Origin of the sequence: Streptomyces sp. NPDC056734 (genome assembly GCF_042790455.1) — a bacterium.
Taxonomy (GTDB): Bacteria; Actinomycetota; Actinomycetes; order Streptomycetales; family Streptomycetaceae; genus Streptomyces.
In genome coordinates this window covers 307734-320054 of sequence record NZ_JBHTZD010000006.1, presented here as the reverse complement: position 1 = coordinate 320054, position 12321 = coordinate 307734, and the positions used below count along the sequence as shown (strand labels likewise).

At 74.2% G+C, this 12321-nt stretch carries 8 protein-coding genes; 6 read left to right on the top strand and 2 right to left on the bottom strand.

Annotation, left to right across the window (positions count from 1 at the left end):
• Positions 1-59: 59 nt before the first annotated feature.
• Positions 60-722: a hypothetical protein gene (locus ACFRFC_RS11735; protein WP_382680889.1), complete on the bottom strand. Its 663-nt coding sequence runs from the start codon at positions 720-722 to the stop codon at positions 60-62.
• A gap of 548 nt (positions 723-1270) precedes the next feature.
• Here ACFRFC_RS11735 and ACFRFC_RS11730 point away from each other — a divergent pair.
• Positions 1271-5221 (top strand): hypothetical protein, encoded by a 3951-nt coding sequence (locus ACFRFC_RS11730; protein WP_382681095.1) that lies wholly within the window; start codon positions 1271-1273, stop codon positions 5219-5221.
• 336 nt (positions 5222-5557) lie between these two features.
• Positions 5558-6310: a glycosyltransferase family 2 protein gene (locus tag ACFRFC_RS11725; RefSeq protein ID WP_382680888.1), complete on the top strand. Its 753-nt coding sequence runs from the start codon at positions 5558-5560 to the stop codon at positions 6308-6310.
• A gap of 280 nt (positions 6311-6590) precedes the next feature.
• Here the strand turns inward: ACFRFC_RS11725 and ACFRFC_RS11720 are convergent, their stop codons facing one another.
• The gene (locus ACFRFC_RS11720; protein ID WP_382680887.1) at positions 6591-8468 is read right to left on the bottom strand and encodes an ABC transporter ATP-binding protein; all 1878 of its coding nucleotides are present in this window, start codon (positions 8466-8468) and stop codon (positions 6591-6593) included.
• 105 nt (positions 8469-8573) lie between these two features.
• Here ACFRFC_RS11720 and ACFRFC_RS11715 point away from each other — a divergent pair, with 105 nt between their 5' ends.
• From ACFRFC_RS11715 to ACFRFC_RS11700, 4 genes are all read left to right on the top strand, one after another.
• Entirely contained in the window at positions 8574-9170 is a 597-nt protein-coding gene (locus ACFRFC_RS11715; protein WP_382680886.1) for a TetR/AcrR family transcriptional regulator, read from the top strand.
• A gap of 92 nt (positions 9171-9262) precedes the next feature.
• On the top strand, positions 9263-9481 hold the full coding sequence (locus ACFRFC_RS11710; protein WP_382680885.1) for a DUF4287 domain-containing protein: 219 nt from the start codon (positions 9263-9265) through the stop codon (positions 9479-9481).
• A gap of 249 nt (positions 9482-9730) precedes the next feature.
• On the top strand, positions 9731-11656 hold the full coding sequence (locus tag ACFRFC_RS11705) for an NAD-binding protein (RefSeq protein ID WP_382681093.1): 1926 nt from the start codon (positions 9731-9733) through the stop codon (positions 11654-11656).
• Positions 11657-11706: 50 nt separating this feature from the next.
• Positions 11707-12036: a DUF6191 domain-containing protein gene (locus ACFRFC_RS11700; protein ID WP_382680884.1), complete on the top strand. Its 330-nt coding sequence runs from the start codon at positions 11707-11709 to the stop codon at positions 12034-12036.
• Positions 12037-12321: the final 285 nt, after the last annotated feature.

Sequence of the window (12321 nt, the reverse complement as noted above, 5' to 3'; positions counted from 1 at the left end):
GCGCGGGCCGCCGGAGCAGGCGGGACCGGCCCGCCGGAACGGCCCGCGCGCCGTGCCCGTCAGGGCAGGCGCGGACCGCCCATCGACAGCGGCCGGAAGGGGGCGAGGTCAACGCACCCGAACCTCGGCGGCGCCCGCCCCGACGCCCGCCGCACCGGCGACGCCGACCGCAACGGCGTCGTGTCCTCGCTGATCGCCACCCTCGGCCCGGTGCCGTACCCCGGCCCCAGCCGCGGCCACACGAACACCAGCAGCCGGTGCACGGCGGCCAGCACCGGCCCGCCGCTCTGCCACTGCCACAGCAGCCGTTCGCTCACGCCGAGCAGGCGCGCCGCGATCACGACGCCCACGAGATGCCCGGCGAGCAGCACCCCGGCCGGTGGCCCGGCATCGGCACCGTGCTCGACCAGCACACCGCCCGACGTGACCGTCCCCTCGGCCGCCGCCAGCGCGTACGCCACGTGGGACGCGAGCTGCGCGGCCACCAGCACGCCGATCACCTGCGCGTCCGTCAGCCGCCGCCGGGTCAGCAGTACCGCGCCGGGCACCGCCACGACCGCGACCGCCCCGACGATGACCCACCCGGGCGCGTGACACCGGGCCAGCACATGCCCCACCAACGGCAGCAGCACGCACAGCGTCGCCAGCACCCCGGCCCGCAGTCCCCGCAGCACCCCGGACGCCGGGGAGGCGTCGGCGGTGGGGCGGGGGAGGGGGCTCATGGGGCGGCTCTGGCCTTCGGCGAGGGATCGCGATGGGTGCGCTTGCGTACGTCCCGGGCAGCGTATCCAGCCGGGCTTCCGGCGGCTCCCGGCGGGTGCCCCGTCGCTCGGCTCCGGTCCCTCCCCACGTGGAGACCGGTGCCGAGCGACGCGTTTCGGTGGACCCGGAGGGAGGGTCGGCGGGTCCAGGAGGGGTGGGGGGTGGCGGAGGCCGGGGGCCGGGGGCCGCTGGGGTCAGGGTGCTGTCGTCGGGCCGGTGCTGCGGGCTCGTAACGTTGGCTGAAGTTGACCCAGAACGTGCGGCGTCATCAGATGCCTTTCCCAGCGCTGTGCTGGTGACCTGCCCTGGCTCCGCACGGTGAGTGCGTCGGTGCGTCGTGATCCTGCCAGTCGGGGCCGCCCGCGGAGGAGACTCCGGGACGCGCGGATCGGCTCCGCCGCAGGTCAGCCATATAAGGTGAGTTTTCCGGTCCGGACGTACCGGGGAGATCGAGCTAGTCGTGGCCGACGGCGATCCGTGATGGCAGCCGTGGGTGACAGGCGAAGGGGTGGAGGCGTTGGGGTCCGAGTCTGGGCCGCGTGCGGCCTTCGCCGAGCGGCTCGCGCTGCTCTACAAGGAGGCGGGCAACCCGCCCCTGAAGAGCGTCGCCGAAGCCGTCGTACGACTTCAGCGGGTCGATGAGCGCGGGCGGCCGATACGGGTCTCCGCGCAGCGGATCAGTGACTGGCGGCGGGCCAAGAACGTGCCCGCCCAGTTCGCCGCCCTCGCCGCCGTCCTGCATGTGCTCATACCGGCCGCCCGGCGGGCCCGGGCCCAGCCCGTCTCCGGCGGGCTCTACGACCTGCCCCAGTGGCAGCGGCTGTGGGAACTCGCCCTCGCCGACCCGCTCGGCACCCGGCCCCCGCCCGACACCGACACCGCCCCCGTACCGAGCGCCCTGTGTCCCTACCGGGGGCTCGCCTCCTACCGGCAGCAGGACGCCGGCTGGTTCTTCGGGCGGCGGCGCAGTACCGACGCCCTGGTCGACCAGCTCCGTGACGCCGAGCGGACCGGCGGGATCGTGATGCTCGTCGGCGCCTCCGGTGCCGGGAAGTCCTCCCTCCTCAACGCCGGGCTGCTGCCCGCCCTGGAGAGCGGGGTGCTGGGGGAGGAACGCGCGGCCGTGGCGCGGCTCGTGCCGGGGAGCGATCCGGTGACGGAGCTGGTGCGGCGAATACCAGGGCTGGCGCCGTTCGCCGCGCGGCGGCACGGGGGCAGCAGCAGCGATGAGATCGACCCCGCGACGCCCCCCACCACTCCCCCCACCCCACCCGTCCTCATAGTCGACCAGTTCGAAGAGGTCTTCACCCTCTGTCCGGACGACGACACCCGCCGTACGTTCATCCGGCTGCTGCACGCCGCCGCCTCCCCTCCCCCGGGTCCCCCCGGCGGGACGCCCCCCGTGCTCGTCGTGCTCGGGATACGGGCCGACTTCTTCGAGAAGTGTCTGGTCCATCCCGAGCTGGCGGACGCGCTTCAGCACCGGCACATGGTGCTGGGGCCGTTGACCGCCGGGGAGCTGCGGGACGCGGTCGCCGGGCCGGCGAAGGCGGTGGGGCTGGAGCTGGAGCCGGGGCTCGCGGAGCTGATCGTGCGGGAGGTGAGCGCCGACGGACCGCGCGGGGCGCATGACGCCGGGGTGCTGCCGCTGCTGTCGCACGCGCTGCTGGCCACCTGGCAGCGGCGCAAGGGCGGGCGGCTGACGCTGGCGGGGTTCCGGGCCGCCGGGGGGATCCAGGGGGCGGTGGCCGCGACCGCCGAGCAGGCGTGGGCGGGGCTGGACCCGGCCGCCCGGACCGCCGCCCGCCTGCTGCTGCTGCGGCTGGTGCGGATCGGCGAGGACACGGCGGCCACCCGGCGGCGCGGCACCCGGCGGCAACTGGCCGAGGAGTCCGCCGATCCGGGCAAGACGGAGGAGTCGCTGGAGGCGCTGGTCAGGGCCCGGCTGGTGACGCTCGACGCCGACACCGTGGAGATCACCCACGAGGCCCTGCTGCACGCCTGGCCCCGGCTGCGCGACTGGATCGACGAGGACCGGGGCGGCAATCTGCTGCGCCAGCGGCTGGAGGAGGACGGCCGGGCCTGGGAGACCAGCGGACGCGACACCGCGCTGCTGTACCGGGGGTCCCGGCTGGACCAGGCCCACACCTGGGCCGAGTCGGCCGGGGACACGTTCCTCAACCGGGGCGCGGTGGAGTTCCTGGCCGCGTCGGTGCGGCTGCGCCGCCGTACCGTCTGGCTCAGCCGGGGCGCGATCGCCGCGCTGATGGTGCTGTCGATCGTCGCGGTCGGCTCCGCCGTCGTCGCCTGGCAGCAGCGCGACGACGCCGTGTTCGCGCAGGTCATCGCCGAGGCCGACCGGGTCCGTGACTCCGACCCGTCGCTGTCCGCCCAGATCGACCTGGTCGCCCATCAGCTGCGCCCGGACGACAAGGACACCTGGAACCGGCTGATCTCCATCGTCAACGCCCCGCTGGCCACCCCCCTGACCGGCCACACCGGCGCCGTCTACCTCACCAGCTTCAGCCCGGACGGCGACACCCTGGCCACCGCCGGTTACGACCGCACCGTACGGCTGTGGGACGTGTCCGACCGGTCCCGCCCCACCGCGCTCGGCGAGCCGCTGACCGGGCACACCAGCTGGGTCTCCACCGCCGTCTTCAGCCCCGACGGCACCCTGCTCGCCACCGCCTCCGACGACGGCACCATGCGGCTGTGGGACGTCACCGACCCGGCCGACCCGCGCCCGCTCGGGGCGCCCTGGACCGGGCAGGACGGCACGGTCTATCTGCTCGCCTTCAGCCCGGACGGCCGTACCGTCGCCGCCGCCACCGAGGACCACGTCGTACGGCTCTGGAATCTCGACGACCCCGCCCGGCCGACCGCGCTGGCCACCCTCGAAGGGCACACCGCCGCCGTGCGCTCGGTCGCCTTCAGCCCGGACGGGCGCACCCTCGCCTCCGCCGGGGACGACTTCTCCGTACGGCTGTGGGACGTCGCCGACCGGGAGCGGCCGAAAGCGCTCGGCGAGCCCCGTACGGCCCACCGCGCCCTGGTGCACTCCGTCGCCTTCAGCCCCGACGGGCGCACCCTGGCCAGCGGCGGCGCCGACGACACCGTGCAGCTGTGGGACGTCTTTGACCCGGCGAAGGCGGTGCCGATCGGCATGCCGATCGTCGGGCACACCGGCCCCATCTGGTCGGTGGCGTTCAGCCCGGACGGCGCGCTGCTCGCCATCGCCAGCGCGGACAGCACGGCCACCCTGTGGAACGTGACCAATCCGGCCTATCCCTCCCAGGTCGGCGAACCCCTCGCGGGCAGCAGCGGCGAGATGTACGCCCTCGGCTTCAGCCCGGACGGGGCCTCTCTCGCCACCGGCACCGGCGACGGCCGGGTGCGGCTGTGGTCGCTGCCCACCTCCGACATGGTGGGCCGGGTCGGCGCCTTCCGCCCGGACGGCCGGGTGCTGGCCACGGCCGCCCGCGACCAGAGCGTCCGGCTGTGGGACGTACGGCGGCCCGAGGGGCCGGTGCGGCTCAGCGAACCGTTCCGCCCGGCGGGCGGCGAGGTGAAGTCCGTGGTCTTCTCCCCCGACGGCACCACCCTCGCGGTGCTGGTCGGCAGCGACGCGGTCCAGCTGTGGGACGTCGCCGACCCGGCCCGTCCGGTCCCGCACGGCCCGCCGCTCCTGCTCCACACCCGTTACGCCGGTCCCGACGCCCTCGCCTACAGCCCCGACGGGCGCACTCTCGCCACCGCCTACGACGACCGCACCATCCGGCTCTGGGACGTCACCGACCCCGCCGCGCCTCGCTCCCTCGGACCGGCCCTCACCGGGCACTCCGGCTATGTCAACGCGCTCGTCTTCAGCCCCGACGGCCGCACCCTGGCCAGCGGCAGCGCGGACACCACCATCCGGCTCTGGGACGTGCGGGACCCGGCGAAGCCCGTCGCCCACCGCACCCCGCTCACCGGCCATCTCGGCGCGGTCAACGCCCTCGCCTTCCGCCCCGACGGGCTGACCCTGGCCAGCGGCAGCGACGACAACACCGTACGGCTGTGGACCACCGGCGATCCGGCGGCGGCGAAACCGCTGGGTGCCGGGCTGCCCGGGCACACCGAGGCCATCGTCTCGCTGACCTTCGGCCACGACGGGCGCACCCTCGCCTCCGGCGGCAACGACGACACGGTCCGGCTGTGGAACGTGGCCAGCCCCTCCGCCGCCGTCCCCATCGGCAAGTCGATGAGCCCCAACGCCAAGACCGGCAGCTTTCTCTCCTTCAGCCCCAACAGCCAGATGCTGGGCGTGTCCAGCGGCTCCGGCACGGTCCGGCTCTGGGACCTCGACGTCGAGAGCGCCGAGCGGCGCATCTGCGCGGCCACCCGCTCCGTACTGACCCGGGAGAAGTGGAATGAATATCTGCCCCGGCTGTCCTACGAGCCCCCGTGCGGCGAATAACTCCCCCCGGCCGCCGCCCAGGGGGCCGCTCCCGACCGTTACCCCGCCATTCCCCGGATCCTCACCCGATCCTCACCCGACCCGCACTTCACACGTGATCCCGGTCACAGAGTCTCGTCGTGGTCGCGCAGTCGGCTCCCACGGGGCCAACCACCTTGTTACGCTTGCCCACAGCCCGATCGCTGGTGCATCCCCCGTCGCCAGCGGTCGGGCCTTGTCTTTGACCGAAGTCTTTGACGGAGGTCATTGACGGAGGTCTTCGACGGAAGCCTTCGACGGAAGCAGGGCCTTGGCAGAGTTACGGAAGCGTCCCCCACCGCTCCCCGGAGGTACCGCGTGACCGGGCGGGTCATCGTCGTCACGGCCGTCCACGCCCCCTCGGCGGCCCATCTGCCCGACGCCCACAAGTCCCTGCGCGAGCAGGAACTCCCGCCCGGCTGGGAGTGGCACTGGCTGATCCAGGAGGACGGCCGGACCGACGCCGTACGGCCCTACGTCCCCGACGACGAGCGGGTCTCCTTCCACCAGGGCCGCCCCGGCGGCCCCGGCGTCGCCCGCACCATGGCCCTCGCCCACGCCGACGGCCCGTACGTGAAGGTCCTGGACGCCGATGATCTGCTCGCGCCGGGCGCGCTGGCCCGCGATCTCGCCGCGCTGGAGGCCGACCGGACCCTCGGCTGGGCCACCTCCCGGGTCCTGGACCTGCTGCCCGACGGCACGACCACCGGCTTCCCCGGCGACCCCGAGGCCGGGCCGATAGAGCGCGGCGCGTTGCTCGGCCCCTGGAAGGCCAACGGCCACCGCACCCCGGTCCACCCCGCGAGCCTCTTCGTCCGGCGGGGCCTGCTGCTCGCCGTCGGCGGCTGGATGGCGCTGCCCGCCTCCGAGGACACGGGCCTGCTGATGGCGCTGAACGCGGTCAGCCGCGGCTGGTTCACCGCCGACACCGGCCTGTACTACCGCAAGTGGGACGGTCAGGTCACCGGACAGGCCGCCCATGCCGACCCGGTCGAGCGGGAGGCGCGGATGGCGGTGGTGGAGGGCCGGGCGCGGGCGCTGGCGGAGCAGGACTGGGAGCGGCCGTCCTAGCGCGTCCTCGGGGCACGCCTGGGCACGCCTGGGCACGCCTGGGCGCTCCTGGGGCACGCCTAGGGCACTTCTAGGGCCGGCGTGCGGTGTGGAGGGTCATGTGGCGGCGCCACCTGGCCCTTCGCGCCGTGCGGCTGGGGGTCGGCGTGCGGTTGGGGGTCCCCCAGGCCCGCGCCGTGCGGCCGGGGCCGGCGGGCGGTTGGGGGTCCCCCAGGCCCGTTCACGGCAGCCGGGGAGCGGGCCGGGCGGGCGAAGGCCGCGGGGGTCCATCAGAGGGGCCCTAGCCCCCGCTCCCCTCGCTCGGGGCCGCGCCCACTCTCTCGTCCATGGTGTGCGGGGCCCCGGGGGCCTGATCCGGCGTCACCGCCAGGCGCAGCGCCGCCACCATGTCGCGGTAGAGATCGTCGGTGGCGAGCAGGTGGGTGTGGGTGCCCATCGCGCGCACCCGGCCCTGTTCCAGGACGATGATCCGGTCCGCCTCCACGACCGTGGAGAGCCGGTGCGCGATGGTCACCACCGCCGCCCGCGACGCCCGCTCCCGTATGAACGTCTGCACGGCCGCCTCGGTCAGCCCGTCGAGCTGGGCCGTCGCCTCGTCCAGGAGCAGGATCTCCGGGTCGGCGACGAACGCGCGGGCGAGCGCGACGCGCTGGCGCTCACCGCCGGAGACGGTGGCCCCGGCGAGGACCGTGTCCAGCCCCTCGGGGAGTTCCTTGGCCCTGCGGGTCAGGCCGACCGCGTCCAGCGCGGTCCACAGTTCGGTGTCGGTCGCCGCCGGGCGCAGATAGCGCAGGTTGTCGGCGAGGGTGCCGGGCAGCAGCGGGGTGTCCTGCTCGACGTACGCGATCCGGCGGCGGGTCTCGTAGGCGGGCCAGTCGTCCAGCGGGCGGCCGTCCAGGACCAGCCGGCCGGTGTCGGGGCGCAGGAACTCCAGCATCAGGGAGAACGCGGTGGTCTTGCCCGCGCCGGAGGGTCCGACGATCGCGGTGTGCCCGTGCCGGGGCACGGCGAAGGAGACGGCGTCCAGGACCGGGGGGCCGTCGGGGGCGTAGCGGGCGGTGACGTCGTGGAAGGCCAGGACGTGGGGGGTGGTGGGGGTGGGGCGGGGGGTGGCCGGACGGGGTACGGCGGCGGCGCGGGCGTGGCCCTCCTCCACCTCCAGCTTCTGGATCTCCGCGATCCGGGCCGCCGCGGCGATGCCGGACTGCAACTGGGAGAACTCCTGGGCCAGTTCGGTGGCCGGGCCGAGCAACTGGAAGGCGTACAGCAGGAAGGCGATCAGGCTGGAGACCGCCAGGGCGCCCGAGTCCACCCGGAACGCCCCGATCGCCAGGATCAGCAGGATCGCCAGCTGGACCCCGGCCAGGGTGACCGACCAGACGGTGGCGTCGATGCGGACCGCCTTGATGCTGTGGCGCGCGGACGCGTCCGCCTCGGCCACGATCCGCTCCGACTCCCGCTCCTCGGCGCGCGCGGACTTGACCGTACGGATCGCCCGCAGCGCCCCGTCGAGCGCCGCGCCCAGCTTGCCCACCGACTCCTGCGCGGCGCGCTGTGTCCTGGCGAGCCGTGGCATCAGCAGGGCGACCAGCACACCCACGACGGCGAGGCTACCGAAGGTGACGGCGAACAGCACCAGGTCGAGCAGCGCCATCATGACGAGCGCCCCGACCAGCCCGATCGCGCCGTTGACCAGCTGGGTCAGGCTGGAGGCGGCGGCCTCGCGCATCAGTACGGTGTCGGAGGTGACGCGGGTGACCAGCTCCCCGCTGGACCGGCCGCCCAGGGCGCCGATCTTCAGCCGCAGCAGGCGCCGGACCATGGAGCGGCGGGCGTCGCGCACCACGTACTCGCCCATCCGCCCGAGCAGGATCCACTGGGCGAACTGGGTCACCGAGCCCACGACGATCAGCGTGGACAGCGTGATCACCGCCGGGGCGATCGAGCGCGACTCGGCGAGCCCGTCCAGCACCCACTTGGTGGCGAGCGGGGTCGCGAGGGTGGTGGCGGTGACGAAGAGCCCGAGGAACAGCCCGGCGGCGAGCGCACGGCGGTGGGGGCGGACGAAGGACCAGAGCAGCCGCAGGTTGGGCAGGGTCGGGGCCGCCTTCTCCGCCATCTGCGACTTCTCCGGCTCGACGGTTTCGATGTTTGGCACAGCGGACTCTCCCCCTGGGATTACACACCTTATTTTTGGGACTCTGCTGTCCCATTTTCGAGTATGCACGGTTCACTGTGAAGAGTCCACCGCTATATTTGGCACATGAGCACGACGTCCCCCACCGAGTCCGGAACCCGCAACCGGACCCGCCGCGCGATCCTCGACGCCGCCGTGGCGGTGCTGGCCCGGGACCGCCGGGCGACCCTCGCGGAGATCGCCAAGGCCGCCGACGTGGGCCGCAGCACGCTGCACCGCTACTTCCCGGACCGCGATCAGCTGATCCACGCGGCGATGGTGGACTCCCTGGAAATGATCGACAGGGCCGTGCACGACGCCGCGACCGAGCAGGGGCCCCCGGCGGAGGCGATGCGGCGGCTGGTCACCTCGATCGTCGGCATGGGCCACCGGATGCTGTTCGCCTTCGGGGAGACCCAGCTCTTCGAGGAGGTCAGCGCGACCTTCTACGAGGGCGCGGCGGGCGAGGACGACACCGGACGGCTGATCCTCGCCCTCATCGAACGCGGCCAGAAGGACGGCGTCCTCGACACCGGGGTGTCGGCCACCTGGATCATGCAGGTGATGTGGTCCCTGGTGTACGCGGGCGCGGAGGCTGCCCAGCAGGGCACGCTCCCGCCCCCCGGAGTGACGGCCCATGTCATCCGGACCCTGGAGGGCGGGGTGCTGGCCCGGGGCGAGTGACGCAGGACACGTTCCGGGGGCGATGAGCCGACGCCGGTTCGGCCGTCTACAAAAGCGACATACATCGCCGTACGAGACCCGAGGAGCCCGCCATGGCCGACGCCCCCGTCAAACGTCCCGCCAGCTACTTCCCCGCCATCGAGAAGAAGTACGGCCGTCCGGTCGAGGAGTGGAAGCAGCTGGTCCGGGACGCGCTGCCCGCCAAGCACATGGAGCTGGTGAAGCTGCTGAAGGAGGAGCACGGGATGGGCCACGGCCATGCCGGCGCAGTGGTGGCCCACACCCTCGCGGAGACCGGCGAGCGCTCCTGAACACCCCCGTGCGCGTCAGCCGGTCAGCGGCGTCCGTCGCCGACCCGGCTCGGCTCGGCTCGGCGACGTGTTCGGGCAACGTCAGCGGCGGCGGGGCGGTGTTCGGCCGATCCGTGGCCGGCCGCTGGAACCGGCGATCTCGCTACGGCAGTCTGTGCCCTTGTGGCGAGCGTTCCGGGGCAGAGTGCGGGTGCGGTATCAGGTGCGGGTGCGTTTTCCGGTACGGACGGGGCGTCGGTGGCCGGGCCCATGGTGGTCTGCGGCGACGACGGACTGGCCCATCGGCTGGCGGCCGAACTGCGCGGGGTGTACGGCGAGCAGGTGACGCTGGTCGTCCCGCCGACCGTCAGCCGGGTGCGCCGGCCGGTGGTGGGCCGGGCCCGGGCCGCGTCGGCGGCGCTGCTCGACCGGGTGGGCCGGGTCGGCCGGGTGGGGACATCGGTGGCCCGGTTCCCGGTGACGCCGGCCGGCGGCCCGCCGGGTGAGGGCACCGACGAGCGGATCGTGGAGGCCGCCGAGCCGAACGAGGCGGCGCTGGCGGAGGCGGGCGTGGACCGGGCGACGGCCCTGGCGCTGGTCTATGACGACGACGAGACCAACATCCGGGCCGCCCTGACCGCCCGCCGCCTCAACCCCCGGCTGCGGCTGGTCGTACGGCTCTACAACCGCCGCCTCGGCCAGCACATCGAGGAACTCCTGGACCAGGCGGCGGCACTGGCGACCGGCGCGGACGGGGTGGGCGGGGGTGACACCTCGACGGTGGTCCTCTCGGACGCCGACACGGCGGCACCCGCGCTGGCGGCGACCGCGCTCACCGGCACCAGCAAGGTCGTCCAGACGGACGGGCTGATGCTGCGGGCGGTGGAGCGCGTGCCGCCCCTGCCGGGGCAGGTGGCCGACCCCGGGCTCGCCACGCTGGCGCTGCTGTCCGCGACGAGCAACGACCCGGCGGGAACGGACGGTTCGGAGGCCAGCGGCGAACAGGGGCCGCATCTGCTGCCCGACGCGGCGGCCGTGCGGTCGGCGACCGGCCGGGCCACGATCGTCCTGGAACAGGTGTCGTACTCGGGCCCGACCCTGTCCACGGCCCGCACGGGCGTCCCCCTCGCCTCGCTCTTCTCCCGCCGGCTGCGCTGGATCCTGGCGGGCCTGGCCGTCTGTGTGATCGCCCTTGCGGTGGCGCTGATGCTGGTGACGGACGACCATCCGCTGCACGCCACGTACATCACGCTGCTCGACCTCTTCGCGATCAACGAACCGGCCACGGAGGAGCCCGTGGGCCGGCAGATCCTCCAACTCCTGTCCGGGCTGGTGGGGTTGCTGCTGCTGCCGGTCCTGCTGGCCGCCGTCCTGGAGGGGCTCGGCACCTTCCGGACCGCCTCCGCGCTGCGCAAACCGCCCCGGGGCCTGAGCGGCCATGTCGTCCTGCTGGGCCTGGGCAAGATCGGCACCCGGGTGCTGACCCGGCTGCGCGAACTGCACATCCCCGTCGTCTGCGTGGAGTCCGACCCCGAGGCGCGGGGCATGGCGACGGCCCGGCGGCTGCGGGTCCCGGTGGTCCTCGGGGATGTCACCCAGGAGGGCGTCCTGGAGGCGGCGAAGATCCATCGGGCGTCCGCCCTGCTGGCCCTGACCAGCGTCGACACCACCAATCTGGAAGCGGCCCTGTACGCCCGCTCGCTGCGCTCCGAACTGCGGGTGGTGCTGCGGCTGTACGACGACGACTTCGCCACCGCCGTGTACCGCACCCTGCGCGCCGCCCACCCGGACGCCCTCACCCGCAGCCGCAGCGTCTCCCACCTCGCGGCTCCCGCCTTCGCCTCGGCGATGTTCGGCCGCCAGATCCTCGGCGCGATCCCGGTGGAACGCCGGGTCCTGCTCTTCGCCGCCCTGGAGGTGGCCGGGCAGCCGCAGTTGGAGGGCCGCACGATCGCCGAGGCGTTCCGCCCGGGGGCCTGGCGGGTCCTCGCCCTGGACACGGACGCGTCCCGGCGGGCCCGCTCCGGCGACGCCACGTCTCCGACCGGCGCCGCCCACCCCTCCGGCCTGATCTGGGACCTGCCCGACACCCTCGTCCTGAACTCCGGCGACCGCGTCGTCCTGGCGGCGACCCGCCAGGGCCTCGCGGAGCTGCTGGGCCGACGGCGACCGGCGGGGGCGGGGGCGGGCACCTGAGATCTGCGAACACTTGACCGGGAAGGGCTTTCTGGGCGCACACTGACCCCATGGAGTTCGCCGTCTTCGTCACGCTCCCCGGGCTGGTCATTCTGCTCACGGCCATCGCCTTCGTCGATCAGCTGCTGCTCAGAATGGGCCGGGCCGGGCTGCTGCCCTGGCGCAACGGCGCCCGCGCCGGGCAGGTGTCGGCCACCGGGTTCGAGCAACTGCACGGCGCGCTCTCGCCGGGCAAGTCCCACGAACTGAAGGAACGTCAGTCGTCCCTGCTGATGCGGGACGACGAAGAGGACGGCGCCCCGCCGAACCGCACCCGCGTCGACCTGGAGAACGGCGTGGCGGTGGTCCGCCTGCCCCAGCCGCCCTCGGGCCCGAGCTGACCCCTCCGGGGCCGGACCAAGCCGACCCCTCGGGGACCGACCCGACCCCTCGGGGGACTTGGGTCGAGCCGACCCTCCCGGGGGCCCTGCGCCGAGCCGCCCCTCCGGGGGCCGAGCTGGCCGGGGGCCCACCCCCGTCCCCTCACTCTCACTGAGCCGCCCTCCCCCGGGCCCCAGGACCGCCGACCCCTCCGAGCCGACCCCTCCAGGCCGAGCCGACCCCGTAGCCCCCGCCAGTCCCGAACCGCACTCGCGTCGACCTGAGAACGGCGTGCAGGTGGTACG

What these genes read in the sequence shown, in the direction of transcription:
- ACFRFC_RS11710 (WP_382680885.1), top strand. Translation starts at nt 9,263, where the DNA reads ATGGCCGACGCCCCCGTCAAACGTCCCGCCAGCTACTTCCCCGCCATC.
- ACFRFC_RS11735 (WP_382680889.1), bottom strand. Translation starts at nt 722, where the DNA reads ATGAGCCCCCTCCCCCGCCCCACCGCCGACGCCTCCCCGGCGTCCGGG.
- ACFRFC_RS11715 (WP_382680886.1), top strand. Translation starts at nt 8,574, where the DNA reads ATGAGCACGACGTCCCCCACCGAGTCCGGAACCCGCAACCGGACCCGC.
- ACFRFC_RS11700 (WP_382680884.1), top strand. Translation starts at nt 11,707, where the DNA reads ATGGAGTTCGCCGTCTTCGTCACGCTCCCCGGGCTGGTCATTCTGCTC.
- ACFRFC_RS11705 (WP_382681093.1), top strand. Translation starts at nt 9,731, where the DNA reads ATGGTGGTCTGCGGCGACGACGGACTGGCCCATCGGCTGGCGGCCGAA.